General features: G+C 72.2%; 20 protein-coding genes. 12 read left to right on the top strand and 8 right to left on the bottom strand.

Annotated features, from left to right (window positions below):
* Nucleotides 1-7 precede the first annotated feature (7 nt).
* Nucleotides 8-796, bottom strand: coding sequence for a MurR/RpiR family transcriptional regulator (locus tag CRP55_RS41245; protein ID WP_179855557.1), 789 nt, complete (start codon nucleotides 794-796; stop codon nucleotides 8-10).
* A gap of 55 nt (nucleotides 797-851) precedes the next feature.
* Here CRP55_RS41245 and thrC point away from each other — a divergent pair, with 55 nt between their 5' ends.
* On the top strand, nucleotides 852-2,060 hold the full coding sequence (gene thrC, locus CRP55_RS41240; protein ID WP_097327450.1) for a threonine synthase: 1,209 nt from the start codon (nucleotides 852-854) through the stop codon (nucleotides 2,058-2,060).
* A gap of 64 nt (nucleotides 2,061-2,124) precedes the next feature.
* Nucleotides 2,125-3,492: an MFS transporter gene (locus tag CRP55_RS41235; protein WP_097327449.1), complete on the top strand. Its 1,368-nt coding sequence runs from the start codon at nucleotides 2,125-2,127 to the stop codon at nucleotides 3,490-3,492.
* Here the strand turns inward: CRP55_RS41235 and CRP55_RS41230 are convergent.
* Nucleotides 3,483-4,490, bottom strand: a complete 1,008-nt coding sequence (locus CRP55_RS41230; protein WP_097327448.1) for a glycoside hydrolase family 113 protein — start codon at nucleotides 4,488-4,490, stop codon at nucleotides 3,483-3,485. The two genes, CRP55_RS41235 and CRP55_RS41230, sit on opposite strands and share 10 nt — an antisense overlap.
* 72 nt (nucleotides 4,491-4,562) lie before the next feature.
* On the opposite strand from CRP55_RS41230, the gene CRP55_RS41225 reads away from it, so the two are divergent.
* Nucleotides 4,563-5,165, top strand: a complete 603-nt coding sequence (locus CRP55_RS41225; RefSeq protein ID WP_097327447.1) for a TetR/AcrR family transcriptional regulator — start codon at nucleotides 4,563-4,565, stop codon at nucleotides 5,163-5,165.
* Nucleotides 5,166-5,259: 94 nt separating this feature from the next.
* Here CRP55_RS41225 and lhgD read toward each other — a convergent pair whose 3' ends face one another.
* Entirely contained in the window at nucleotides 5,260-6,486 is a 1,227-nt protein-coding gene (lhgD, locus tag CRP55_RS41220) for an L-2-hydroxyglutarate dehydrogenase (protein ID WP_097327446.1), read from the bottom strand.
* Between the two features lie 66 nt (nucleotides 6,487-6,552).
* Here lhgD and CRP55_RS41215 point away from each other — a divergent pair, with 66 nt between their 5' ends.
* Both CRP55_RS41215 and CRP55_RS41210 read left to right on the top strand, forming a co-directional pair.
* Nucleotides 6,553-7,170, top strand: a complete 618-nt coding sequence (locus tag CRP55_RS41215; RefSeq protein ID WP_218854845.1) for a GntR family transcriptional regulator — start codon at nucleotides 6,553-6,555, stop codon at nucleotides 7,168-7,170.
* A gap of 193 nt (nucleotides 7,171-7,363) precedes the next feature.
* Nucleotides 7,364-8,392, top strand: coding sequence for a DMT family transporter (locus CRP55_RS41210; protein WP_097327444.1), 1,029 nt, complete (start codon nucleotides 7,364-7,366; stop codon nucleotides 8,390-8,392).
* A 182-nt stretch (nucleotides 8,393-8,574) separates the two neighbouring features.
* Here CRP55_RS41210 and CRP55_RS41205 read toward each other — a convergent pair whose 3' ends face one another.
* Nucleotides 8,575-9,570 (bottom strand): LacI family DNA-binding transcriptional regulator, encoded by a 996-nt coding sequence (locus CRP55_RS41205; protein WP_097327443.1) that lies wholly within the window; start codon nucleotides 9,568-9,570, stop codon nucleotides 8,575-8,577.
* 68 nt (nucleotides 9,571-9,638) lie between these two features.
* Here CRP55_RS41205 and CRP55_RS41200 point away from each other — a divergent pair, with 68 nt between their 5' ends.
* Entirely contained in the window at nucleotides 9,639-10,109 is a 471-nt protein-coding gene (locus tag CRP55_RS41200) for a 2'-5' RNA ligase family protein (RefSeq protein ID WP_097327442.1), read from the top strand.
* On the opposite strand, the gene CRP55_RS41195 is transcribed toward CRP55_RS41200, so the two are convergent.
* Nucleotides 10,106-11,485, bottom strand: coding sequence for a S28 family serine protease (locus CRP55_RS41195; protein ID WP_097327506.1), 1,380 nt, complete (start codon nucleotides 11,483-11,485; stop codon nucleotides 10,106-10,108). The genes CRP55_RS41200 and CRP55_RS41195 overlap by 4 nt on opposite strands.
* 40 nt (nucleotides 11,486-11,525) lie before the next feature.
* On the opposite strand from CRP55_RS41195, the gene CRP55_RS41190 reads away from it, so the two are divergent.
* Nucleotides 11,526-12,695: an MFS transporter gene (locus tag CRP55_RS41190; protein ID WP_245923690.1), complete on the top strand. Its 1,170-nt coding sequence runs from the start codon at nucleotides 11,526-11,528 to the stop codon at nucleotides 12,693-12,695.
* Here CRP55_RS41190 and CRP55_RS41185 read toward each other — a convergent pair.
* Entirely contained in the window at nucleotides 12,692-13,183 is a 492-nt protein-coding gene (locus CRP55_RS41185; protein ID WP_097327440.1) for a GNAT family N-acetyltransferase, read from the bottom strand. The genes CRP55_RS41190 and CRP55_RS41185 overlap by 4 nt on opposite strands.
* Nucleotides 13,184-13,225: 42 nt before the next feature.
* Between CRP55_RS41185 and CRP55_RS41180 the strand changes: the two genes are divergently transcribed.
* Both CRP55_RS41180 and CRP55_RS56390 read left to right on the top strand, forming a co-directional pair.
* On the top strand, nucleotides 13,226-15,790 hold the full coding sequence (locus CRP55_RS41180) for an ATP-binding protein (RefSeq protein WP_097327439.1): 2,565 nt from the start codon (nucleotides 13,226-13,228) through the stop codon (nucleotides 15,788-15,790).
* Entirely contained in the window at nucleotides 15,712-15,918 is a 207-nt protein-coding gene (locus tag CRP55_RS56390; RefSeq protein ID WP_179855556.1) for a helix-turn-helix domain-containing protein, read from the top strand. Before CRP55_RS41180 ends, CRP55_RS56390 begins: the two co-directional genes overlap by 79 nt.
* On the opposite strand, the gene CRP55_RS41175 is transcribed toward CRP55_RS56390, so the two are convergent.
* Nucleotides 15,875-18,460 carry a helix-turn-helix transcriptional regulator gene (locus tag CRP55_RS41175; protein ID WP_097327438.1) on the bottom strand — a complete coding sequence of 862 codons (2,586 nt, stop codon included), beginning with the start codon at nucleotides 18,458-18,460 and terminating at the stop codon, nucleotides 15,875-15,877. The two genes, CRP55_RS56390 and CRP55_RS41175, sit on opposite strands and share 44 nt — an antisense overlap.
* Nucleotides 18,461-18,587: 127 nt before the next feature.
* Here CRP55_RS41175 and CRP55_RS55885 point away from each other — a divergent pair, with 127 nt between their 5' ends.
* From CRP55_RS55885 to CRP55_RS41160, 3 genes are all read left to right on the top strand, one after another.
* Nucleotides 18,588-21,869 (top strand): helix-turn-helix transcriptional regulator, encoded by a 3,282-nt coding sequence (locus CRP55_RS55885; protein ID WP_179855555.1) that lies wholly within the window; start codon nucleotides 18,588-18,590, stop codon nucleotides 21,867-21,869.
* A gap of 180 nt (nucleotides 21,870-22,049) precedes the next feature.
* Complete coding sequence (locus CRP55_RS41165; protein ID WP_097327505.1) at nucleotides 22,050-22,847, top strand: SAM-dependent methyltransferase; 798 nt, start codon at nucleotides 22,050-22,052, stop codon at nucleotides 22,845-22,847.
* The gene (locus CRP55_RS41160; RefSeq protein ID WP_097327436.1) at nucleotides 22,844-24,826 is read left to right on the top strand and encodes a putative bifunctional diguanylate cyclase/phosphodiesterase; all 1,983 of its coding nucleotides are present in this window, start codon (nucleotides 22,844-22,846) and stop codon (nucleotides 24,824-24,826) included. Before CRP55_RS41165 ends, CRP55_RS41160 begins: the two co-directional genes overlap by 4 nt.
* Here the strand turns inward: CRP55_RS41160 and CRP55_RS41155 are convergent.
* Entirely contained in the window at nucleotides 24,736-26,637 is a 1,902-nt protein-coding gene (locus CRP55_RS41155) for an MFS transporter (protein WP_097327435.1), read from the bottom strand. The two genes, CRP55_RS41160 and CRP55_RS41155, sit on opposite strands and share 91 nt — an antisense overlap.
* Nucleotides 26,638-26,706 lie beyond the last annotated feature (69 nt).

The raw sequence follows: 26,706 nt of genomic DNA, 5'->3' as shown, positions 1-26,706 counted from the left end.
GGCGCTCTCAGCCGTTGAGCGTGCGGGTGAGGTCTTCCAGTTCGGCCAAGCGTGTGGCTGGGCTGAGGCGGGCGGCGACCGCGACCAGGATCAGTTCGGTCACGGCGACCTCGTGGGTGATCGGGTCGATCGGGCCGGCCGCCTCGCGCGGCAGCCGGACCACCACGTCGGCCTGCGCGGTGCCGCCCTCGTCGGTGATCAGAATCAGCCGCGCCCCGCGGCCTCTGGCGGCGGTGACGAAACGCGCGGTATCGGGGGAGTAGCGCCGGAAGTCGTACGCGACGACGACATCCCCCGCCTGCAGATCGAGCAGCACCCGCGCCCGAGCGGACGCCGGGCCGGGAACGTGACTCACCCCTGGCCGCAGGCTCGCGAGCTGCCGGACCAGGTATTCGGCGGCGAGCTCGCTGAGCCGCCCGCCCAGGGCCCATACCCGGCCGGCCGTGATCAACTGCTGGGCTATCTCGGTCAGTACTTCGTCGGGCACCGCGGCCAGCGACCCGTCGAGGCCCGCGCGGAGACTGTTCGCCGCGCCGTCCAAATTTGACGGTTCGCTCACGAACGAACGTAGTCGTGAGCGGTCCTGCGCCCGTACGGCCGCCTGGAAATCGGCGAAGCCGTCGAACCCGAGCCGCGCCACCAAGCGCGACGCGGTCGGCGGGCTGACGCCGGCCCGATCGGCCAGCGCGCGCAGCGAACCCAGGGCCGCGTAGGGGTAGTCGTCGAGAAGCACCCGCGCGATCGCCTGCTCGCCGTGCGTCAGCTCCGGATAGATCTCCCTCAGCCTGTCGATCACGATGACAAACGTTACACGCCTTGCTACGGATGAAACAAATGTTAGATTGCTCGGCATGACCCCTTGGCGTGGCCTGATCAACAGCTCCTACCGGCGGTTCCTGCCGCTTGCGGCCGAGACGGCGGCCGTCACTCTCCATGAGGGCAACACGCCGTTGCTGCACTCGGCGTATCTCTCGCAGGTGACCGGCGGTAACGTCTGGCTGAAAGTGGAAGGTGCGAACCCGACCGGCTCCTTCAAGGACCGCGGCATGACCGTTGCCATCACCCAGGCCGCGGCCGACGGCGCCGAGCTGGTCATCTGCGCCTCGACCGGGAACACGAGCGCCTCGGCCGCCGCCTACGCCGCCCGCGCCGGCATCGCCGCCGCCGTCCTGATCCCCGAATCGGGCGTAGCCAAGGGCAAGCTGGGCCAAGCCGTCCGTTACGGAGCGCGCGTCGTCGAGGTCACGGGAACCTTCGACGACTGCTTGCGTATCGCTCGCGACCTGGCCGCTAACCACCCGGTGGCCCTGGTCAACTCGGTCGGCAACGAGCTTCGCCTGTCCGGCCAGCGCACTGTCGCCTACGAGATCGTCGACACCTTGGGCGCCGCCCCCGACATTCACTGCCTCCCGGTCGGCAACGGCGGCAACATCACCGCGACCTGGCAGGGGTACCGCACGTACGCCGCTTCGTCCGCGCGCGACCTTTCCGCAGCCGCGCCTACTTTCAGCCCTGCCCCCGCCTCGTCCCCTGCTCCCACGGCCGCGTCCGCCGGTGCCGAGGCTGCGTCCGCCATTGCTGAAGCTGCGTCCGCCGGTGCCGAGGCTGCGTCCGCCGCCCCCTTGCCCCAGGCGCTTCCTCGGATCTGGGGGTTCCAAGCGGCCGGCGCGGCTCCTTTCGTCAGCGGCGAAGCTGTGGCCCGGCCGCAGACGGAGGCGAGCGCCATCCGCGTCGGCCGCCCGGCCACCTGGGCCCCCGCTCTGGCCGCGCGGGACGAATCGGGCGGGCTGATCGGTGCCGTCACCGATGAGGAGATCTTCGAGGCGTACGGCCTGATCGCCCGCCACGACGGCGTCTTCGCCGAGCCCGCCTCCGCGGCCGGCGTCGCCGGTCTGCTGAAGCAGCACCGGGCCGGCGCGGTCCCGCCGGGCGCCCGCATCGTCGTCACGCTCAGCGGCAACGGCCTCAAGGACCCGGACGCCTCCCTGCGCGACGGCCTCGACACCGCCCACACCGGCCCCACCACGAAGGAGGTCGCCGTGGTCCTGCTCGCTCGATGATCCGCCGAGCGCACGCCGGCGTCAGGGCTTGATTAAAGGCGCGATGTGACCTTGAGTGGTCGCTATGGAACTGACACTGGTCGATCGGAGTGTGCGGCGGGGCCGGGTGGCGGCGTCGCTCGCCTTCCTCGGCTTCGGGACGGCCCTCGGTGTGTGGACGGCGCGCATTCCCGCGATCAAGGCCAACCTCGGCCTCACCGACGGGCGCCTCAGCATCGCGCTGCTGGCGTTTGCCGCCGGGTGCATCGCCGGGATGGTGCTGATCGGCCGGTTGAGCGACCGGTTCGGCAGCGCGCGGGTGCTCGTGCCGGCGATGGTCCTGGAGGGTGTTCTGCTGGTGCCGCCCGGGTTCGCGGGCGGCCTGGTGGCGTTGTGTGTGGCCCTGTTCCTGTTCGGCGCCACGCACGGCACGCTCAACATCGCCATGAACGCCAACGCGATCGAGGTCCAGCGCGCGGCCGGCCGGCCCATCATGTCGTCGTTCCACGCCGTCTACAGCATCGGCGGCTTCCTCGGCGCCATGATCGGCAGCCTGTTCGCCCGCTCCGGCGCCGGCGTGGGCGTCACGCTGCTCTCCGCGGGCGCCGCCGTCGTGGCCTTGGCCATCTGCTCGGCGTCCTGGCTCCTGCCGGCGCGGCCAGCCACTCAGGCGGCCGCCTCCTCGCCAGCCTCCGTTCAGTCGTCCGCCGCCGCTTCCCCGGCTGCCTCCGTTCCGCCGGGCGTTTCCGCTTCCTCGGCTGGCTCCGTTCCGCCGGGCGCTTCTGCTTCCTCAGCTGCCTCCGTTCCGACGGGCGATTCCGCCGCCCCGGCTTCCTCCGTTCCGCCCGGTGGTTCCGCCTCCTCGGCTGCCAGGCGCGCATCTTCGACGGCGGGCGGTGGGCGGCGGCTGATGCTCATGTTCCTCGGCGTTCTCGTTCTGTGCACGCTTGTCGGCGAGGGGGCGGCGGCCGACTGGAGCGCTGTCTACCTGCGGGACAACCTCGAAACCAGTGCGGGCTTCGCGGCGTACGGCTATGCGGCGTTCGCGGTCATGATGACCGTCGGCCGGATCTTCGGGGACCGGCTGACCCGTACGCTGGGCCCGGTCCTTCTCGTCCGGCTCAGTGGCCTGCTGGCCGCCGTGGGCCTCGGCGCCGCGCTGCTCGTGAACCAGCCGATCGCGGGCGTCGTGGGTTTCGGGTTGCTCGGAGCGGGACTGTCCTGCATCGCCCCGCAGCTCTTCACCGCGGCCGGTGACCAGGATCCGGAGCGGGCGGGCCGCGCACTGTCGACTGTGGTCAGCATCGGCTATCTCGGTTTCCTGCTCGGGCCGGTCCTGATCGGCGCCGCCGCCACCGTGGTCACCCTGCCGGTTGCGCTGGGGATCCCGGTGCTGCTGGCCGTCTTCGTGGCGGCGAGCGCCCCGGCCCTGCGCCCGCGCGATCAGCGGTAGAGGGCGGCCACCGTGTGGAAGGCGGCCTTCGGCTCCCACGGCATGTCCGGGTACGTCTCGCCGGTGCGGTCCTCGTACGCCTTCACGATGCCGTAGCTGGCCAGATCGAGGTCGTCGCGAGGGTCGCCGTCCGGGCGGTGCACGTGGTCGCCGAGCGCGAAGATGAAGACGAATGCCGTGTCCACGCCTTCGGTGTCGAAGACCTCCAGGGTCTCCCGCAAGTATCGGGCCTGCCCGTCCTCGTCGCGCTCGTGGTCGCCGGTCAACCGTGTCGGCCCGCCGTCCGGGTCGTACTCCACAATGTCCAGTCCCTCCGCCCCGAGGTCGCCCGCGCCCCGGAACGTCGCGGAGCCGAACTCGGTTATCGCCACCGGTTTTCCTTGCGCGACCAGGGTTCGTACACCCTCGGCGAATTGGTCCGCCACCTGCGCGGAGCGATACAGATCCACCGACACGAAGTCGAACGGCGTCCAGTCGACCCGTTCCAGCGGCACCGACGCATAGGTGATCGGGCCGTCGAAATGCTCGCGCACGGCCGCCACGGCCCGCCCCAGAAAGTCGTTGATACGAGCGGTCAAAGTCAGGATCGTTTCCCGTACGCCCTCCGGCCGGCGCAGTGCCGCGACGCGCTCCCGGGTGTCGCCGCCCGGCAGGAACCCCGGGCTCATCAGGCTGAGCTCGGCCCCGGCGACGAAGACGACGTCTCCGGCCAGCTTGGCCGCGCGCCGCGCGCAGTCGGCGAACAGCGCCAGCATCTCGGTCTCGGTCAGCTCGAGAGGGTACGGCGAGAACCACACCTCGAGCCCTTCGCGCAGGGCGATCGCCGCCGCCGCCTCGATCCGCTCCGGGTCGCCGCCGCTGATCCGCACGGCCGTGCAGTGCAGATCCCGCCTGATGACGCTCAGTTCCCGCTCCACCTGCTTCAGGTCGAAGACCGGCCGCGAGTTGCGCCCGCGCAGCACGAACCCGGTGTCGTACGTGATGCCTTTACCCCGCATGGGTGCCTCCTCATTAGGTACTAGCCGTACCCTATTTTGACGACGGCGCGGTAGCAACCCGATGCTGGTGTCATGACGAAACGTGCCACCCGGCGCCGGGGCGCCGAGTTGGAGGACGCCCTGCTGCGCGCGGCGGCCGACGAGCTCGCCGAGTCGGGCTACGCCGGGCTGACGATGGACCGGGTGGCCCGCCGGGCCGGCACCAACAAGAACGCCCTCTACCGGCGCTGGCCCGACCGGCTGGCGCTCGGCATCGCGGCCTACCGCCTGCTGGCGAAGTCGTTCCAGCCACCAGATACCGGCGCGCTGCGCGAGGACGCTCTCGAGACGCTGCGCCTGGCCAACCGGCACTGGAGCTCACCGCTGGGCGCGATCCTGCGCGAGCTGATGGCCGCCGCCGGCTCCGCTCAGGAGCTGTTGGCCCAGCTGTCCGACCGCTCAGCCGACACGACGGCCGCCACCTGGCTGCTCATCCTCGGCCGTGCGGTGGCCCGCGGTGAGGCCCACCCCGAGGCCCTGCACCCGCGGGTCGCCACGGTGGCGATCGACCTGCTCCGCAACGAGTTCGTCACCCGCGGCGCGCCGACCGCCCCGGACGAGGTGCTGCGCGAGATCGTCGACGAGGTCTACCTGCCGCTCGTCCGCGCGCGCGGCTCGGTCACAGAGCGTGGGTGAGGACGGCGCGGGGCTCGGTCACGGGGCGTGGGTGAGGACGGCGCGGGGCTCGGTCACGGGGCGTGGGTCGGTCACGGGACGGCGCGGGGGTCGGTCACGGGACGTCCTTGAGGACGGCGCGGGAAGCGTCGTCGTCGCCGAGCTGCTCGAAGACGTCGCCGGCGATGCGGCTGCCGATGAGCAGGCTCGAGGTGGCGGCGGGGGAGGGCGCGTTGAGGACGTGCACGGCGCGCTCGGTGCGCTGGATGACGAAGTCGTCGACCAGGGCGCCGTCGCGGGTCACGGCCTGAGCGCGCACGCCGCTGCCGTGCCGGCGCATGTCGCGGCCGCGGACGCTCGGCGCCATCTTGCGCACCTCGCGCACGAAAAGCGGCCACACGAGCGATCGGCTGATCTCGGTGACCCCGTACCGCCAGAAGCGTTTGGTCAGGCCGCGAAGCGCGGGGTCGGCGAGCAGCTCGCGGAGCATCTTCGGATCGACGTCGCGCCAACGGTATCCGTGCCGGGAGAGGGCCGGAACCGCATTCGGTCCGATATGGACGGTGCCGTCGAGCATCGGGGTCACGTGCACGCCGAGGAACGGCAGCTCCGGGTCGGGCACCGGGTAGACCGGGTTCGTGACGAGGTTGCGCAGGCCGGGCCGCAGCTCGGCGTACTCGCCGCGGAACGGCATGATGCGCACCGGCGGCTTTTCGCCCAGAGCCTCGGCGATCTTGTCGCTGTGCAGCCCGGCGCAGTTGACGACGACGCGGGCGCTCACCTCGCCATTGATCACCGTGCGGTCGCCGCGAGTCTCAAAGGCGTTCGCGGGTGTACGGAGCCGGAGGCCGGCGCCGAGACCGGTCAGCTCCGTGGCGAGCGTGCGGGCGACGGCCCCGAAGTCGGTCATGGCGGTCTCGGCGACCCAGAGCGCGCCGACGCCGGCGATGTTCGGCTCGCGCTCGTTGATCGCGCGCCGGTCGAGCCGCTCGACGGTCACGCCGTTGGCCCGGCCCCGCGCGGCGAGCATCTCCAGCTGCGGGAGCTGGCGCTCGGTGGTGGCCACGACGATTTTGCCGGTGCGCTTGACCGGGACGCCGTTCGCCTCGCAGTAACTGATCATCGCCTCGCCGCCGGCGCGGGCGAGCCGGGCCTTGAGCCCACCGGGCTTGTAGTAGAGCCCCGAGTGAATGACGTTGCTGTTGTGCCCGGACTGGTGGGCGCCCCAGCGGTCCTCGGCCTCCAGGACCGTGACGCTCAGATCCGGCCGCTCCCGCAGCAGCGCTCGAGCCGTGGCGAGGCCGAGCAGCCCGCCTCCGATGATGGCGACGTCAACATTCACGCTGCGAATGTATACAGTCGCAGCGTCTGTAGTAAATGTATGCGGCGTACACGATATGATTCCGCCGTGAGTGCCGATGTGATCGCCGAGCGGCTGCGCTCCGCCCTGCGCCGTGGCGAGTTCCTTCCCGGCGCGCGCCTCGTCCAGGAGAAGATCGCCTCCGACCTCGCGGTGAGCCGCATTCCGCTACGTGAGGCGCTGCACATGCTGGCCGCCGAGGGACTCGTGGTCAACAAGCCGAACCGGGGCATGGTCGTCGCCGAGCTCGGCCGCGACGAGGTGGACGAGCTGTTCGACCTGCGCCTTCAGCTCGAGCCCAGCCTGGCCGACGAGATCGTACGGGGCTGCCGCCCGCGCGACGTCGACGCGCTGCGCGACCTGGCCGAGCAGATTCACGACAAGGGAGCCGACGCGGCGGCGCGCGCGGCGCTGAACTATCAGTTCCATTCGCGCATCTATGAGCTGTCCGAGCGACGGCTGACCGTCCGGTTCATCGATCAGCTGCTGCATCTCGTCGAGCCGTACAGCCGGCAGTGGGTCCGCTCGGGCCGCGACCTCGACCGCATCGACGAGGAGCACCGGCATATGGTCGCCGCCCTGCGCGAGGGCGACGCCATGGCCCTCGCCCGGGTGATCGTCGACCACATCGTGGGAGCCCGCGACCACGTACTGGCGGCTCTCTGAGCGTGGCGAGGTAGCATCGCTGCGTGAACAAGTACTGGCACGTCGTCTCCCCGCCGGTCCGCCCGTAACCGGGCGCACCCGCTGACGATCTGTTCCGCGGCCCCGCCGATGCCCACATCGGCCCGGGTTCTTGTTCCGTGCGCCCGTGACGATTCCCGCCCTTGCCCGGAATTCGACACGGAAGTTCACTCTCTTGTCTGTCACGACACGTCCCGCCGTCCTTGACCACCACGTCAACCCGCTGGCCGGCCCCGTACCGGTCCTCGCCGCCGCCACCCTCTGGGGAACCACCGGCACCGCGGCCTCGTTCGCCCCGTCCGCCGCCCCCGCCGCCGCCATCGGCGCCGCCGGCCTGGTCCTGGGCGGATCGCTCCTCTTCCTGACCGACTTGCGCCCGATCTTGCGGACCGGCGGGCCCCGCGGCCGGGCGCTTCCGCGGCGGGAGTGGCCGCTCCTGCTGCTCGGCGCGGTCACGGTGGCCGGTTACCCGCTCAGTTTCTATCCGGCGGTGGCGCGCTCAGGGGTGGCCGTCGCGACCGTCATCACGCTCGGCAGCGCGCCCGTGTTCGCCGGTCTGCTCGCTTGGCTCCTCCAAGGTGCACGCCCGGCCCGGCGCTGGACCGTCGGCACCGTCGCGGCGATCGCCGGATGCGCCGTCCTCGTCCTCGGGCCCGAGCTGACCGGCGGCGGCGCCGGCATGGACGTCCTGGGCGTGGCGCTGGCCCTGGTCGCCGGCCTGTCGTACGCCGCGTACACGATGGTCGGCGGCAACCTCATCGCCCGCGGCCACCCGTCGGGAGCCGTGATGGGAACGATGTTCGGTACCGCCGGCCTGCTCGTCCTTCCGGTGGTGTTCGCCGGTGGCCCCAGCTGGCTGCTCTCGGCCCGCGGCGCCGCGGTCGCCGTCTACCTCGCCCTGGTGCCGACATACGCGGCCTACCGCCTCTTCGGCTACGGCCTCCGGCACACCACGGCGACCACCGCCACGGTGCTGTCCCTGGCCGAAGCCGCCGTCGCAGCCCTGCTGGGCGTCGTCCTCCTCGGCGAGCGCCTGCCCGCCCTCTCCTGGGCCGGCCTGGCCGTCCTCACCGCCGGCTTGGCGTTCCTGACGCTGCCCGCGCGTTCACGCATGCTCCCCGCACGTTCGCGCACGTTTCCTGCACGTTCGCGCATGCGTTTCGATCGTTCCCGCCCGGCTGAGGGCCGTCGGCCAGCTTCCTGAGCGTCCGCGCCTTCGCCTGCGTTCGCGCCTTCGCGCACGTTCGCGCCTTCGCGCACGTTCGCGCCTTCGCGCACGTTCGCGCCTTCGCGCACGTTCGCGCCTTCGCGCACGTTCGCGCCTTCGCGCACGTTCGCGCGTTCGCGGCGCTCGCGTTTGTCGGGGCGATGGAAGAGGGTGTCGTCTCAGGTGGTGCTGGGGTGGGAGCTCTGGCGGACCCGTAGGTCGGCGGGGAAGACGCAGCGCCAGTGCGGGGCCAGCTGGCGGCCGACCATCGCCCTGGTCGCGGCCGCGGCCATGGCCTCGACCGGCTGGTGGACCGAGGACATCGGTGGGGTGGCGCATTCCGCTATGACGCTGTCGTCGAAGCCGACGACGGCGACGTCCTGCGGGATGCGCCGGCCCGCGTCGGCCAGGGCCTGCATGGCGCCGGTGGCCATCAGGTCGCAGCCGACGAAGAAGGCGTCGATCTCCGGCTCCTCGGCCAGCAGGCGCTGGGTCAGCAGATAGCCGTCCTCGCGGCGGAACTTGCCGGTCGCCGAGATGTCGGGCAGCCCGAGCTCCAGCACGGCCCGGCGGTGGCCCTCCCGGCGCCCCTCCGCGCACGCGTTGCCGTCCTGCCCGTGCAACGCCGCGATCCGGCGGCGGCCACTCTCGTGCAGGTGGGTGACGGCGGCGCGTGCGCCTTCGGCGTTCTCCAGGCCGATGTACGGGACGCCGGGCGCCGACGGGCTCATCGCGACCACCCGGTCACACCGGGCGTAGAACTCACCGGCGATCTCCGGCGGCACGTTGATGAGCAGCACGCCGAGCGTCACCGTGTCGGCGATCCGCCTCAGCAGGGCCCGGGCCCCGGCCTCGTCCACCACATGCACCCGCAGCTGCGCGTTCCCGCCGGCCAGCTCCTGGAGGATCCCCGCGGTGACCCGGCCGTAGTACGGGCTGGACCCGAAGATCGACGGCTCGTCCACGACGACCAGCTCGATCACCTCGCCGTGCCCCGAGGCGAGCGCCCGCGCCACCGGATCGGGCCGGAAACCCAGCGCCGCGATGACCTGGCGAACGTGCTCACGGGTCTGCGGCGCCACTCCGGGCGCATCGTTGATCACGCGAGAGACGGCCGCTTTGGACACACCCGCGCGCCGGGCGACATCGGCCAGCGTCGGCCTCCCCTGCGGCATCGGGCAACTATAGGTCGAGCCGCACCGGAAGATCGCCCCATTAACGCCGCGCGGGTACATCTTTAGGCGTGCATACCGTTGAGCTGCTGCTTGATTCCGGGCTCGAGTCCCTCGTACGCCAAATGTGGTTTCGCCTGAAGCAAGCCGGCCTGCCGAGCCTGGCCACGCACGGGCACGCGAGCAACCGGCCGCATCTGACGGTGGCCACGGCGGCCTCGTTGGCCGGGCTCTCGGGTGTGGAGCTGCCGTTGAGGGCGGAGCTCGGGGCGGTCCGGTCCCTGGGGCGGGCCGTGGTCTGGGAGGTGCGGCCCACGGCGGAGTTGCGGGAGCTTCAGGCGCGGGTCTGGGAAGCGCTGGACGAAGCCTGGCCGCCGCCGCAGGAGTGGGTGCCGCACGTGAGCCTGGCGTTGCGGGTGCCGGCCGGCCAGCACGAAGCTGTGCCGGCCGCGCTGGGAGACCTGCCCCGGGCCGCTGGGTTCTTCGTGGCGGCCCGGAGCTATGACACGGCTACGCGTGTGGTCACCGATCTGGCGTCCTAGTAGCGGTGGCGGTCCGGCAGCATGTCGTCCAGCGGCAGGGGCGCCGACAGCTGCGCGGTGGTGGCGGCCGCGGGCACGCCGGCCCAGCGGCGGAGCATGGCGGTGGCCGCGGCGGCGTCCTCCGGCTTCAGGCGGGCGATGTTCGCGCCGTGGTTGGCGCCCGGGGCCACGTAGAGGGCCGAGTCGCGGCGGCTCGGGGTGAACCGCTCGGCGCCCCACGGGTCGTTCTCGCCGTAGATGAACAGCATCCGCTGCGCGGCGGTGCGCACCCACAGGTCGACGTCGATCATCGGCAGCGGGTTGTGCGGGCGGCGCAGCTCCGGCGGCAGGGACGAGTTCGCTGTATACAGGCCCGGGTAGTTGCGCAGGCCGCGCAGGTGCTCGAAGCGCAGGCTGGGCCAGCCGAGCTGGGAGGCCGCCTGGTAGTAGTACGGCCAGTAGTACTCCAGGGCCTGGTCGGTGTAGAAGCTCCAGCCGGCGACCGCGTCGATCCAGTCGTACAGCTGGTCGTCGGTGGCCGTGGCGGCCGCCGGCACGGTCGCGCAGTCGGCCTCGCTGCTGTACTGCCAGAACGCCCACACCGAGTCGAGGACGGTCATCTCGAACGAGCGGTCGGCCGTGCCGATCGTCCGGGCGAACGTCCATCCGTTCTCGGCCGCGTCGGCCTGCAGCCGCGGCACCAGCCGGTCGCGGCGGCGCAGCGCCTCGGCCTGCACATCGTCCAGGGCGGTGCGGCACGAAGCCGTACCCACCTTGTCGAAGAACTTGTCGTAGGCCGTGTCGGCCGGGTTGATGACGTCGTTGGGGGCCACGTAGGCGACGACGCCGTCGACGTCGTTCGGGTAGAACCGCCGGTGGTAGACGGACGTCATGCCGCCCTTGCTGCCGCCGGTCTGGATCCACTTGGTGTCGTAGAGGGTCTTGAAGGCGGTCACGATACGGTGCTCGTCGCTCGCCTCCTGCCAGATGTTCAGGTCGGACCAGTCGGCCGGCGCGGGCCGGGACGGGGTGAAGAAGCGGTGCTCGACCGAGACCTGGTTGGCGTTCAGCAGCGCCGTCGGCTCCGTCTGCGACGGCCGCGGGCTGGCCGCGAGGCCGTAGCCACTCGTTGACAGCACGACCGGGCTGTCGGCCGACCGGTGCAGCAGCGTGAGGCGCTGCTCGTAGCTGCCCTGCTTCGGGTGGCGGTGGTCGGCCGGCTGGCGGTAGGTCAGCACGAAGAACCGGTAGCCCGTGCCCTGCGTCTGCGAGACCACGGTCAGCCCGGGAATCGCGGTCAGCTGGTCGAGCAGCGGATCGTCGGCCGCGCGGGCCACGCCGGCCGGCGAGAGGACGACGAGCAGGGACGCGAGGGCAGCGACGATGCGTAATCTCACGCGTCCGACCATATCGACGAACCGTGATATGCAAAAGGGAGTGTGGCGACGCGACTTCCGGCGGCGGTGGGCCGCGTTCGGGGCGAGCGAGTTCGGCAGCGCCTTCGGCTACACGGCTCTGCCGGTCGTGGCGGTGCTGATGCTCGGGGCCTCCGATTTTCAGGTGTCGCTCCTGACGGTGCTGGCCGGGGTGGTCAGCGCGGTGGCCGCGTTGCCGCTGGGGCCCTGGATCGAACAGCGGCGCAAGGTGCCGGTGATGGTCGCGGCCGGTCTCGTACGGGTCGTGGCCGTCGGATCGGTGCCGGCGGCGGCCTTCCTCGGGGTGCTGACCTACTGGCACCTGTGCGTGGTCGCGGTCGTGCAGATGGTCGCCCGGCTGGCCTTCGACGCGGCCGGGGTGGCGCAGTTGCGGGCGCTCGTGCCGATGGAGCACCGGGCGGAGGCCAACGGCCGCTTCGAGACGACAATGTGGACGGCCAACGCGGTCGGGCCGGCGGCTGGGGGAGTGCTCATCTCGTGGCTGGGCGCCACGGCCACGATGGTGGTGGACTCGGTCAGCTTCCTCGTCTCCGCCGTGCTGTTGCGCGGGATGCGTGTTCCGGAGCCGCCGTCATCCGTGCAGGAGAAGAACCTCGCCGGCGGATGGCGGCACATCTTCGGGCATCGCGGTCTGGCCGCCCTGTTCTGGAACTCGATGATCTTCGGCGGATGCGTGCTGGCCTCCGTACCCCTGCTGGCGGTCTTCGTCCTGCGAGATCTGGGTTTTCCGGCCTGGCAGTACGGGCTGATCGCCGGGGTCTCGAGCGTGGCCGGAATCCTGGGTTCGCTGCTGGTGAGGCCGTTGCGGCGGCGGATCGGCGAGCATCGGGTGCTGCTGGTGGCCGGGGTCGGGCGCAATCTGTGGATGGGCCTGCTGCCGCTGGCCACGGCGTCCACGGGCGGGCTGGTCCTGGTCGTGGCGGCGGAGACGCTGATGGTGTTGTTCGCCGGCATGTTCAGCCCGACCTTCGCGACCTACCGGATGAACGCCACCGGCGACGGGCACATGGCGCGCGTGGTGATGTCCTGGTCGGTCGCGAACAAGGTCGTGCAGCCGGTCGTCATCGCGGCGGCGGGCGCGCTGGCCGCCGCCACGTCGGTGCGGACGGCATTGGCCGTACTCGCAACGGCTTTGATCGGTGGTGTCGTTTTCCTGCCCTGGAAAGCCTAGACGAGCGGGCTGCGGCGTTCGAGCAGCACGACGTCGCGCCAGCGGTCGCCGTGGCGGCCGAGGCGCTCGCGGACGCCGACCGTGCGGAAACCGGCCGCCTGGTGCAGGGCGAGACTGGCGGCGTTCTCGGGGAAGATGCCCGACTGGATGGTCCAGATGCCGGCCCGCTCGGTGGAGTCGATGAGCGCGCCCAGCAGGGCCCGGCCGACGCCGCGGCCCCGCGCCGCCGGGTCGACGTAGACGGAGTGCTCGACCACACCGGCGTACACCGGACGGCTCGACACGGCCGTGACGGCGACCCAGCCCAGAACCGAAGGCCCGTCGACGGCCACGAACCGGTGGGCGGGGAGCCGGCCGGCGTCGAAGGCCTCCCAGGACGGCGCCGCCGTTTCGAAGCTGGCGTCGCCGCCGTCCAGCCCGGTCTGGTAGATGGCCAGCACGGCCCCGGCGTCGGCGGCCCGCATCGGGCGCAGGGAGACTTCGCTCATCCGTAAGGAGTTTAGACGGGCTGGTCAGGGTAGGTTTGCCGGGTGACGCCGCATCTTCGTGGCCGGGAAAGAGAGCTCGAGCGGCTCACGGCCGTCCTCCAGGAAGTCGCTGGGGGCGAGGGGCAGGCGCTCGTCCTGCGCGGCCCGGCCGGCATCGGCAAGACCACGCTGGTCGCGCACGCCGCCGCCGAGGCGCGCGGGCAGGGCTGGCGGGTGCTGCGTGCGGCGGGCGTCCAGGCCGAGGTCAATTTGCCGTACGGAGGGCTGGAGCGCCTGCTGCGGCCGGTGGTGACCGCCTCGCGGCGGCAGTCGATCGACGAGATGCTGCTGGACGGCGAGACGGACGAGGCCGATCTGCGGCCGTACCGGGTGGCCCTGGCGGTGCTGGAGCGCCTCGACGACGGCGAGGCGCGGCCCACGCTGATGGTGGTCGACGACGCCCAATGGCTCGACGAGGCGACCTGGCAGGTGCTCAGCTACGTCGGCCGCCGCCTCGGCGACGACGCCTTCCTGTTGCTGATGAGCATGCGCGACGGCGAGGAGACGACGCGGCGGCTCACCGGATCGGGGCTGCCGGAGATGACGATCGGCCCGGTCAGCGACGAGGCGGCCCGCGAGATCGTCGGCGGCGAGGCGCCCGGCCTGCCCACCGTTCTGGTGCTGCGGGTGGTCGAGGAGGCGGGTGGCAACCCGCTCGGCCTGCACGAGCTGGCCACGGCGGCCTCGTCCGCGGGGGAGCGGGCGCTGGTGCCGAGCGGCCTTCCCCTTCCCCAGCGGCTCGACGACACCTTCTCGGCCGCGATCGCCGACCTGCCGGCCCCGAGCCGGCACGTCCTGCGCGTCGCGGCCCTGCACGACACCGACGACGCCGAGGAGATCCTGGCCGCCGCCGGCCTGACCGCGGCGGCGGTGCGGCCGGCGATCGACGCCCGCCTGGCCGAGCTCGGCGACGGCGCCCTGCGCTTGCGTCATCCCCTCATCCGGTCGGCGGTCCTGCGCTCGATCCCGGCCGCCGAGCGGCGTGCCGTCCACGCGGCGCTGGCGGCGGCGGTGCGCGACGACGACCGGCGCACCTGGCATCGCGCCGCCGCCGTCACGGGTCAGGACGAGGCGCTCGGGGAGGCGATGGCCGGCCTCGCGTTCCGGCTGCGCACGCGCGGCGCCTCCCACACCGCCCTGTCGGCCTGGGAACGCGCGGCCGAGCTCACCGCCGATCCCGGCCGGCGCGCCTACCGCCTCGTCAAGGCCATCGACTGCGGCTACGACTCGGGGGACTTGGCCGCCATCAACCGGTTGGGGCCGCTGATCGACGAAAGCCGCCTCACCCCGCACGAGATGCTGTCGATCGTGGCCCGGCGCAACGCCGTCGACGGCTACGGCGAGATGGGCGACGCGCAGCTGATGACCTTCATCCGTACGGCGGAGCAGTGGCTCGACGCCGGTGATGTCGACGGCGCCTTCGACCTGATCATCATGATCGTCTTCCGGCTGTACTTCATCAACGTGGCGCCCGGCACTCGACAGGCCGCGCTCGCCTTCGTGGAGCGCAGCGGCCGCGGCCTCGACGACCAGCACGTCCTCGCCTTCCTCGGCCTGATCTCTCCGCTGGACAACGGCCGCGCCGTACTCGACGCGCTGCCGCACCAACTCACCCAGCCGATCGACACCCAGTTCCAGATGTTGCTGGGCGCCACCTCCCTCGCCGTCGGCTCGCTGAGCCTCGCCAAGCAGTTCCTCGGCACCGCGGCGGCCCGCTGCCGCACGCAGCAACGGGTCGGCCTGCTGGCGCAGACATTGGTCACCCAGGCCTGGACCAGTGCTTTCGGGCATGACGCGTACGCCGCCGACGGTGCCGCCGCCGAAGCGGTGCGCCTGGGCGACGAGACCGGATGGCCGCACTGGACCGCGACCGCGCGCATGGCCCAGGGCATGGTGGCGGCGCTGCGCGGCGAGGACGCGATCGCCACGCAGATGGCCGACGGCGCCGAGAAGGCGTTGCTGGGCGCCGGACTGCACGGCATGCTCTGCCTGGTCCAGCTGATCCGGGGCACGACCGCGCTCGCCTCCGGCAACGCGACGGCGGCCTTCGACCATCTGAGCCGTACGTTCGACGCGGCCGACATGGCCTACACCCGACCATCCGGTTCTGGGCGGTGGGCACGCTGGCCGAGTCGGCGATCATCGCCGGTCGTACGGATGAGCTGGCACCCATGCTGGACCAGCTGGACGCCGAGGAGAAGTTGTGCGGCTCGCCCGCGCTCGGGGCCGGGCTGGTCTACGCGCGGGCGGCGGTGCGGCTCGAACACTCCCTCGACGACTACTCGCCGGAGGAGACCGCGACGGCTCTCGCCGCCCACCCGTTCGACAAGGCGCGCGCCGACCACGCGTACGGCGTCCGGCTGCGCCGCGACCGCCAGTACGGCAAGGCCCGGCCGCACCTTCGCTCGGCCATCACCGTCTTCGAGGCGCTCGGCGCCGAGGCGTGGGCCGCCCGCTCGCGCCGGGAGCTGCGCGCGGCCGGCGAGACGGTGCGGCCGGCCGGCAACGCCCGCGACAGTCTCAGCCCGCAGGAGCTCCAGATCGCCACGCTGGCCGCGCAAGGCCTGACGAACAAAGAGATCGGCCGCCAGCTGTTCCTGTCGCCGCGCACGGTCGGCACCCACCTCTACCGTCTCTTCCCGAAGCTCGGCATCACGGCCCGGGCCGAACTGGCGGCCGCTCTCGACCTGCGCTGAGCGCCTCGCGCAGCTGGGCCCGCTTGGCGATGCCCAGCTGCGGGAAGATGCGGTAGAGGGACGCGCCGATGGTCCTCGGCGAGACGACGAGCATCTCGCCGATCTCCTTGTTGGTCAGGCCTCGCGCGGCCAGCGTGGCGATCCTGACCTCCTGCGGGCTCAGGCTTGCCCGGGCTTCTCGATTCGGCCGTACGGTCTCACCGGCCGCCCGCAACTCGGCGGTGGCCTCGGCCGCCCAGGGCCGGGCCCGCGCGTCTGCGAAGGCCTGCAACGCCTCGGTGAGCTGGTCCTTGGCGTCCTCGGCCCGCTTGCGGCGGCGCAGCCACCGCCCGTACAGCAGCCGGGTCCGGGCCAGCTCGAGCGGCGTGCCGGCGTCCTCACCCTCGGCCAGCGAAAGCTCGAAATGCGCCTGCGCGCCGTCGTCGTCCTTGCTCAGCAGCGCCCGGCTCCGCTCGACCAGCATGGCCAGATGCCCCGACGTGGTCGTCGCCGCCGCGGTCGCCTCGACGATCCGGGCGGCCGCCACCTCCTCACCACAGTGGATGGCGGCCTCGGTGAGGTCGGCGACCGACCAGGCGGCGCGGGCGCGGTGCCGGCGGACCCGGTTCAGCTCGGCCCAGGCGTCGCGGTACCGGCGCTCGGTGAGCGCGAGAAGTCCACTGGCCCAGCGCATCTCGGCCGCCGAGATGGCGATCGGCTGGTCCTCCCAGAGCCCGGCGTGCCGCTCGAGGATGTTCCGCGCGTCCGCCCCGCGGCCGAGCCAGACCTGGGCCCGCGCCACCGTGGCGGCGGCGATGCCCATCACCTGGGTCGCGCCGACGCTCTCGGCGATCCGCAGAGCCTGCTCGGCGTCGGCCAGTCCGGCCGCGAGCTCCCCGCAGGCGATTCGCAGGGCGGCCAGCCCGCGCAGGGACTGGCATTCGTCGGAGGCCGAGCCCACCCGGCGGAAGAGGTCACGGCTCAGCGCCCAGGCGGTCTGTGCGGTGGGCAGGTCCTGGACGGACTCGGCCGCGATACCCAGCGAGAGCAGGGCCAGCGGGTCGTCGGCGATCTGAGCGACCAGCAGCGGGAGGCGGGCCCGGTGCTCCGCGGCCCCGTGCCCGGGCGCGAGCATGGCCAGGGCGATCGTCCGCAGTGGACTCGACGATCTGATGCTGCGCAGGCGGCCCTCGATGCGCCGGCACTGGTGTGGGGGCAGATGGCGGGCGCGGCAGTGCACGGCGGCGCCCCAGAGCACCCGAACGCGGTCGTCGCCCTCGAGTCGCGCGGCGAGCGCCTCGAACTCGCCGATGCTGCGCCCTGGCAACCCGGCGGTCAGGTCGAGCAGAAGCTGGTTGGTGGCCAGCTCGGCGATCGTGCGCGAATCCGAGGCCAGCGGCAGGGCCTCGCCGAGCAGGGCCCGGGAGCGCTCGGGAAGTCCGGCGGCCCGGGCGGCGCCGGCGGCCAGGGCGAGCCGCCGGATCCGGTCCTCGGCCCGCGGCGAGGCGCCGGCGGCCCGGCGGAAGGCGACAGCGGCGGCGGCCTGAGCGCCGCCGGTGAGCGCGCGGCGGCCGGCCCGCTCGAGATCGGCCGCCTCGGCCTCGGTGCGACCGCAGGAGGCGGCCGAACGGTGCCGCGCGGCGACGCCCGGATCGGAGGCCACCCGGGACAGCGCGAGGTGGATGCGGCGAAGCTCGGCGGCATCACCGTGCGCGGCGCCCACCGGGCGGTGACGGTCGTTGTCGGCCCGGTCGTGGTCGGCCTGATCGTGGTCGGCCCGGTCGTGGGCCGCCCAGTCCTCGGCGGCGATGCCGAGGTGGCCCGCGGCGGTCATCACCTCGGACAGCGGCATGTCCCGCCCGGCGTCGGCCAGCAGACCCCACTGGTGTCCGGTCTGCGGCGGCCGGGTGGCCGGGCGCAGCCGTTCGGCGGGCAAGCCGCGCATCGCGGGCGACTGCTCTTCCGGATGGACCGTCGCCACCAGGGCGATCGGCAGATCGGTCAGCCGCCGGCCGACGAAGCAGAGCACATCGACGGTCGGCCGGTCGAGCCACTGACAGTCCTCGGCGACGAGCAGCAGCCGCTCGCCCCGCTCCGTCAGCAGACTCCGGACCGCGAGCCCCACCAGCAGCCGGTCCGCCCCGGCGTCCCCACCCAGCGCCGCCTCCAACGCCCGCAGCCGCCCGACCGGAAGTCTCCCCTCCTCGACCGCCTCCCGCGGCGGTTGGGCGTTAGGCGTTGCCTGCCGCGGCGGTTCAGCGCTCGGTGCCGCCTTCCCTGGTCGGTCGGCGCTCCACGCTGCCTTCCCTGGTTGTTCGGCGCTCAGCGCAGCCTTCCCTGATCGGTCGGCGCTCGGGGCCGCCTCCTTCGCGGGTGGCGGATCGCCGGGAAGCAAGGATTCGAGCAGCTGTCCAAGGCCGGCGTAGGCCGGCATCTGGCCGCCCGGCACGCCCCGGCAGGCGAGCCGGCGGTAGCCGGCGGCCTCGGCCACGCCGGCCACGTCGGCGGCCGCCGAGGCCCGGTTCTCGGTAGTCTCGGCCTCGATCACCACGACCTGGTCCATGCTCACCACCCCCTTCCTCCATGGTGATGACGTACGCCCCGGCGCCCGCGTAAGTCATCCGACGTCATCTCCGCCGCTCGTGACCGGGCGCACAGCGGTGCACGGCCGCCCCGCCCAGGATGGGGCGATGATCGGGCGTGACGAAGAGCTGGCCGAACTGGCCGTCCTGCTCGGCGAGGGCGGGACCGTGTTCCTGCTCGGCGAGGCCGGAACGGGGAAGACGGCGGTCCAGGCGGCCTGCGCCGAGATGGCGCGGGACCGGGGCTACATGGTGCTGCGCTGCACCGGCGTCCTCGACGACCTGCCGGTGGGCTTCGCCGACCTGCACGAGTTGCTGCTCCCGGTGCTCGATCGGGTCGCCGAACTCCCCGCCCATCACCGGAACGCGGTGCTGGCCGCCTTCGGGGAGACCGACGAACCGGTGGATGTCGCCCGCCTGAGGCCGGCCGTTCTGACCCTGCTGCGGCGGATCGCACCCGTCGCCGTCCTCGCCGACGACTGGCAGTGGCTCGACCCGTCCACCCTGGACGTGCTGACGTTCGTGGCGACGGAACTCTCCGGCGGCCCGGTCTTCCTCGCCGCGACCGCCCGGCCCGGCGCCAGCACCCGCGACGCTGTGCCGGTGGGCTGTCACCAGCTGGCGCTGGGACCGCTGACCGAGGTCGCCGCCAACGCCGTACTGGACAGCCTTCCCGCCGGGCCGCACGCGGCGATCCGCGATCGAGTGCTCGCGCGCGCCGCCGGAAACCCGCTGGCACTGATCGAGCTCGCCGGCGGGGCGCGCATGACCGAGCGTCTGGAGTGTTCGTTTCTGCGCGAGTTGCACACACAACAACCCGGCAGCCGTACGTTGTTGCTGTGCGCGGGGGCCGACGCCGGCCTCACACCCGCCGAGCTGACGGCTGCCGGCGCCGAGCTGGGTTTCGACGACGCCGACCTGGCCGCGGTCGAGCAGACCGGCCTGCTCACCGTCACCCGCGACCGGTTGGTCTTCCGGCATCCACTGGTGCGCTCGGCCGTGTACGACGGCGCACCCCTCGCCGACCGCCTAGCCACCCACCGGACCCTGGCCCAGGTCATCGCCAGCCCGCCCCCGGCCTCCGCCCCCGGCGCCGGCCCTGCGCGGGCTGCGACCCGCGGTGCCGACGCCGACCGGACCGCCGACGTCGACCGGGCTGCGGACGTCGAGCGGGCTGTGGAGGTCGACCGGGCTGCGGACGTCGACCGGGCTGTGGAGGTCGACCGGGCTGTGGAGGTCGACCGGGCTGTGGACGTTGACCGGACCACCGACGTCGACCGGGCTGTGGAGGTCGACCGGGCTGCGGACGTCGACCGGACCACCGACGTCGACCGGGCTGCGGATGTCGACCGGACCGGTGACGCCGACAGGGCAGCGTGGCATCGGGCTGCTGGGACGGCCGGGGCCGATGACGCGGCCGCCGCTGATCTCGCTGATGTCGGGCGCCGGGCGGCTGGGCGGGGTGCCCCGCGCGAGGCGGTGACCGCGATGCGCCGGGCCGCCGAACTCGCCACCGATCGCGGGCGGCGGGCCGGTTATCTCGCTGAGGCGGCCGAGGTGGCCCGTCAGGCGGGACTGGGCGCGCTCACCGCCCGGCTGGTCGAGCAGGCGCGCAGCGCCGGCCCGGAGACCGCCGCGCTCATCCGGCTGGCGCAGACCGAGGCCGGCAACAGCAGCGTCTGCGGCATCGGCTCGCGCAGCGCCGTGGGCCTGCTCGTGCTGGCCCGCGAGGCCGCCCGGGCCGACCCCGGCCGCCCCGAGGAACCGCTGCGCCTGCTCTGGGCCGTCGCCGGGCTGTCGTTCCACTTCCCGCAGCCCGCCCTCGTCCGGGAGGCCGCCGTGGCCGAGCTGCGCAACCTGCCGCTCGACCCCGCCGACCCGGTGCGCGCCGTCTCGCTCGCCCTGCTCGATCCGCGGGGCCAGGCGGCCGAGGTCCGCCCCCGCCTCGCCGCCATGCTGCCCTTGGTCGCCGAGGATGCCAAAATGCTGCTGACGTACGGATGGGCCGCCTCCGCCCTGCACGATCTGCCCCTGGCCGTCGCCGGTCACGAGGCGGCGCTCGCCCACCTGCGCCGCCGCGGACGGGCCGGTGACGCGGCCCGGGAGCTGGCGTTCCTGGCCACCGTCCGGATCGTCACCGGCGACCTGCGACAGGCCCGCGCGGACGCCGCGGCCGCGTTCCGGATGAGCTCCGCCCTCAAACTGCCCATGGCCGAAGCCGAAGCGCAGGCCGCCCTGGCCCTCGGCCACGCCTGGTCCGGCGACACCGAGGCGGTGTCCGCCGCCATCGACCTCGGCCGCGAGCGCACGGTCACGCCCTGGCGCTCGACCGTGGCCCGGCTGAGCTGGGCGGCCGGCCTGTCCGCGCTCGGCGGCCGGCGCTACCGCGAGGCGTGGACCGCCCTGCGCGGCACCGCCGCCGACCCCATCACAGCGGCCTGGGCGATCGCCGACCTCGCCGAGGCCGCGGCCCTCTCCGGCAGGGCAGATGCGGGCGCGGCAGTCTCCGGCAGGACGGATGCGGGGGCGTCCCTCCCCGGCAGGGCAGGCGCGGGCGCGGCCCTCTCGAGTAGGACAGGCGCGGGCGCGGCCCTCTCGAGTAGGACAGGCGCGGGCGCGGCCCTCTCGGGCAGGGTAGACGCGGCCGCCGCCCTCTCCGGCGATACAGACGCGGGCGGGCCCGCCTCCGGCAAGACAGACGCGGGCGCGGCCGTCTCCGGGCGGGTGGACGCGGCCCGGGCCTTGCTCGCGGAGCTGCCGCCGTGCGAATCCGACCACCTGGGTGCGGTTGCGGCCCGTGCCCGCGCGCTGCTGGCCGCCACCCCGGAGGAGGCCGCCCGTCACTTCGAAGACTCCCTGGCGAGCGCCCAGCGGGCGGCGTCGCCGCTGGAGCTGGCCCGCACCCGCCTGGCCTACGGCCGTTGGTTGCGCCGCACCCGCCAGGTTGCCCGGGCCCGGCACGAGCTCGCCGCGGCACTGACGGCCTTCGAGGCCGCCGGCGCTCGAGCTTGGGCCGGCCAGGCCGCCGACGAGCTACGAGCGACCGGCCACCACAACACGAACCTGTCCGGCCGGCCGCAACGCGCCGGCCACGGCGATCCGGGGACCGGCACTGCGGGCGGCGGCAAGGATCCGCGGTCGATGGGTCGCGGCGTTCTCGACCTGCTGACGGTTCAAGAGCGGCAGGTCGCCGACCTGGCCGCGACGGGACTGACCAACAAGGAGATCGGGACTCGCCTCTACCTGTCCCCGCTCACCGTCGGCTCGCACATGCACCGCGTCCTGCACAAGCTTGGGCTCACCTACCGCACCCAGCTCCCCGACGCCCTGTCCGCTGTGAAACAGGTGAAACCTTTGGCGAGCGCTTCGGCCAAAAGGCCATCGCGATGAGGGTGGCCACGTCGAAGGCCCAGCCGTTCGCGAGTAGGGCGTATTGGCTGATCGTGCGGGTCAGCCGGTCGATGTCGGCCGGGGCGTGCAACCAGGCGAACAGATGGTGGCACCTGAAGATGGTTGCACCTGTGATCCCCATTCGATAGACAGTTGTGGTTCTTGAGACTGGGGGTCGAGGTGGCGGAAGACTGGGTTCCGGCGGGTGTCGACGTGAGCAGGCCGTCGGCGGCGCGGGTTTATGACTACTTTCTGGGCGGGGCGCACAACTTCGCCGTGGATCGGCAGCTCGCCGAGCAGATCGAGGCGATGACGCCGAACATCGCGGAGACGATGCGGTCCAACCGGGTGTTCCTGCGGCGGGCCGTGCGCTTTCTGGTGGAGCAGGGGGTGCGGCAGTTCCTCGACATCGGGTCGGGGATTCCCACCGCCGGCAACGTGCACGAGATCGCGCTCGAGGCGGCCCCGGATTCCAAGATCGTGTACGTGGATGTGGACCCCGTCGCGGTGGAGCACAGCCGGGCCATCCTGGCCGGCACCGCCAACACCGCTGTGATCCTGGCCGACGCCCGTGATGTCGAGCGGATCCTCGCCGAGGCCGGCAAGCTCCTCGACTTCGACCAGCCGGTGGCCGTGCTGCTGGCCGGGGTCGTGCACTTCATTCCGGACAGCGACGATCCCGCGGCCACGATCAAGGCGCTGCGGGACGCGGTGCCGGCGGGCAGCTACCTGCTCGTCTCGCACGCGACCGCGGACGGGCAGCCGGCCGAGGTGATCGAGGCGCAGCGGCTGTCGGGGCGGACGGCCACCGAGATCACGTTGCGGCCGGCGGCCGAGATCGAGGCCTACTTCGAGGGGTTCGAGCTGGCCGAGCCGGGCCTGGTCTTCATTCCGCTGTGGCGGCCCGACCCGCAGGATGCGGCGGACGAGCACCCGGAGCGCATCGGCGCGTACGCGGGAGTCGGAAAGAAGAAATGAGCTTCGTCGAGCTGTGGCGCCGGCAGCTCGTCGCGGCCGGGTTCGTGCCGCTGGACGCCGGGCAGCTGGACGAGCTGCTGTCCTCCCTCGCCGCGCGGCTGCGGGCGGGCGACGGTGAGTCGGTGGGCGCGGCCCTGGTCGAGGCCCACCTGACCGACCCGGCGATGCTGGCCGCCACCGTCGAGGTGATCGGCGACCAGAAGGTCGCGGCCCGGGTGGCGGCCGGGTATGCGCAGGCGATCCGGGCCGCCACCATGGCCGACCAGGAGGAGCTCAACCAGGCGGTGGTGCGTGCCCTGCGGGCGAGTGAGGCGCGCCTGCGGGCGGTCTTCGACAACGCGGCCATCGGCATCGGCGTGAGCGCCATGGACGGCCGGATCGTGCAGGTCAACCAGGCCTTCGCCGACCTGCTCGGCTACACGCGGGAACAGATGTGCCACCTGCTGGTGCCGGAGCTGACCCATCCCGAGGACCCGCGCGACATGTGGCGCATGTACGAGGGTGTCATCAACGGCGACGTCGACCACGTCCGGATGGAGAAGGCCTACTACCGCAAGGACGGCGGGGAGATCTGGACCGACCTGACCGTCTCGCTGATCCGCGACGACGACGGGGCGCCCGAGTTCACGATCGCGATGGTGCAGGACATCACCGACCGGCGGCGGCTCAAGAAAAGACTCGAGCATCAGGCCACACACGACCCTTTGACGGGCCTTCCCAACCGTACGAAAATAGCCTCCGACCTGGTCCGGATCTTCCGCGACAACGCGAGTGTCGGTGTCTGTTATCTGGACCTCGACGGTTTTAAGAGAATCAACGACACGCTCGGCCATCAGGTGGGCGACGAACTGCTGGCGGCGGTCGCGAAACGGCTCGAGCGGAGCACGAATCACGTGGCCGGGCGCATGGGCGGCGACGAATTCGTCGTGCTCGTCGAGGACCCCCGCAACATGCGCGAGCTGGCGGAGAGCCTTTTGACAGAGCTTTCCCGGCCGTACGTCATCAGGAAGCACCGCCTGCGGATATCGGCCAGCATCGGCGTGGTCGAGAGCGAGGTCGCCGCCACCAATCCGCAGGAGCTGATGAAGGCCGCGGACCTGACCCTGTACGCCGCCAAGTCGGACGGGCGCGGCCGCTTCGTCATGTACGACTCGGAGCGCGACGCCCGTCAGGCGGCCCGGTACGCGCTGGCCGCGGAGTTGCCGGACGCGCTCGACCGCCGCGAGTTCACACTGGTCTACCAGCCGCTGGTGTCGCTGGAGGACCGGGAGTTGCGCGGCGTCGAGGCGCTGGTGCGCTGGGATCATCCGCGACTGGGGCGGCTCAGCCCGGACGCTTTCATCCCGCTGGCCGAGGAGACCGGCGTCATTCTGCCGCTGGGCCGATGGGTCCTGGAACAGGCGTGCGCGCAGGCGTCGGAATGGGCGAAGGAGTTCCCCGACCGGCGGGTGGCCATGAGCGTCAACATGACCGTCTCGCAGGCGCACGATCCCGGGTTGCTGGCCGATGTCGACGGCATTCTCATGCGTACGGGATGGGACCCCGCTCTTCTGGTTCTGGAATTGACCGAGAGTGCGGTGATGGACCCGGACGGAACGGCGTCGCTGAACGGCCTGGCCGAGCGGGGCATCCGCATCGCGATCGACGACTTCGGCACCGGCTATTCGAATCTGGCCTATCTTCGCCGTCTGCCTGTGCACGTGCTCAAGCTGGCCGGGCCGTTCGTCGAAGGGCTGCGCGACAGCGAGGGGGAGAGCGACAGCGTGGACGAGCGGATCGTCGAGACGATCATCAAGCTCGCCCACGCCATCGGCATCAGCGTCACGGCCGAGGCCGTCGAGACCGCGCCGCAGGAGGCCGCGCTGCGCCAGCTCGGCTGCGACACCGGTCAGGGCTGGCTGTTCTCCCGGCCGCTGTCCTCGTCGGGGGTCACCGAGCTGCTCGTGAAGAGCTTCTCCTCGTCGAGCGCGGACGTCTGAACGACCAGCACGTCGCAGACCGCGTTGCGGACCACGCCGGCCGGCACCGAACCCAGCAGCGCGCCCTGCGAGGCGCCGAGGCCGCGGTTGCCGACGACGATCAGGTTGGCCGGGTTGTTGCCGACCGTGTCCAGCAGGGCCTGGGCCGGATCACCCTCGACCAGGCGCTGCTCGATGTAGCGGGCGCGTTCCCGGGTCAGCCCGGTGACCGACTTGTCCAGTGCCTCGCGCGCGTGGGAAGCGCCGTAGATGTCGCGATGTGTTCCCTCGGCCGAGGGCTGATCGGGGGAGGTGCCGGACTTGTAGGCGGTCACCACGATCAGCCGCGCCTGGGCGGCCTGGGCCACCTCGGCCGCGCGGTCCACCGCGTACAGGCTGGTCGCCGTGCCGTCCGAGCCGACCACCACCCGGTCGTACACCGTGATGCTCCGTTTGCCGCCCAGCGGCACGATCGGCGACTCGTCCACCTCGTTCGGCGGGTTGACCCACAGCATCGCTATCGCGCCGATGCCGAGCAGGACGCCGGCCAGGGTGATCGCGTTCGAGCCCTTGCCGCCCAGCCAGTGCTCGAAGATCCAGCCGAAGGTGATCGTCTGGACCAGCATCGGCACCACGATCATCATGTTGAGGATGCCCATGTAGACGCCGGTGCGCTTGGCCGGGACCATGCTGGCGACCATCAGGTACGGCACGCCGACCGCGCTCGCCCAGAAGATGCCGACGCCGATCATCGGGACCAGCGTGAGCCACTGGTTGTCGATGCGGGCCAGCCAGACCAGGGCCAGCGCGGCCAGCCCGAGCGCGATCGCGTGGACCCGCTTGGCCCCGATCCGCTGGGCGAAGCCGACCAGGAACAGCGCCGAGATCATGGTGACGAAGTTGTAGGCGCCGTTGGCCAGGCCGCTCCAGGCGATCGCGTCGTCCCAGGCCTGCCCGCCGGTCTCCGGGTTGGAGTTGAAGACGGTCTCGCCGAGGCTCACGGCCAGGAACTGCCAGTAGATGAACATGGCGTACCACTGGAACGCGAAGACCACGCCGATCTTGTGCATGGCCACGGGCATCGACCGTACGGCGTCGGCGATCTCCCGGACCGCGGGCCCGAGGCCCTTCGGGGCCGCGCGCATCTCGGCCAGCTCCTCGTCCGAGGGCTTCAGCTCCCGCGTACGGGCCATGGCCGTCAGCACGGTGAGCAGGATGCAGAACGTGCCGATCATGAAGCACGCGAACATCCAGTACGGCACCCCGTTGCCGGCCGTGCCCTGCAACGGCTCCACCTTCTGCAGCGCGAACAGCGACAGGTTGGCCAGCACGGCGCCGGCGCCGGTGAACATGCTCTGCGTCAGGAAGCCCCGCGCGAGCTGTGATTTCGGCAGCCGGTCGGAGATGAACGCCCGGTACGGCTCCATCGAGGTGTTGTTGCCGGCGTCGAGCAGCCAGAAGCAGATCACGCCGAGCCAGAGCACGCCGACGAACGGGAACAGGAACAGGATGATCGCGCACAGGATCGCACCGGACACGATGAACGGCCGTCGCCGCCCCCATCTCGGATGCCAGGTCCGGTCGCTGATCGCGCCGATCAGCGGCTGGATGACCAGGCCGGTGACCGGGCCGGCCAGGTTGAGGATGGGCAGCTGTTCGGGGTTGGCCCCGATCAGCAGGAAGAGCGGGTTCACCGCGGACTGGGTGAGCCCGAAGCTGAACTGCACCCCGAAGAATCCGAGGTTCATCATCAGCAGGGCGGGGCCCGTCATCAGTGGCCGTCGCTCCGAGGAGGGGGCCTGCTCGACGGTGTCCGACGTCGTAGTGGTCATGAGCTCACCTCTTTGACCGTTCTCTCCGCAGTGATCCAGATCACACCTTTGGCCCGAAGCTAAACCGGG

The organism is Paractinoplanes atraurantiacus, assembly GCF_900215205.1.
GTDB classification, from domain to species: domain Bacteria; phylum Actinomycetota; class Actinomycetes; order Mycobacteriales; family Micromonosporaceae; genus Actinoplanes; species Actinoplanes atraurantiacus.
This window is presented reverse-complemented; position numbering and strand designations above follow the sequence as displayed.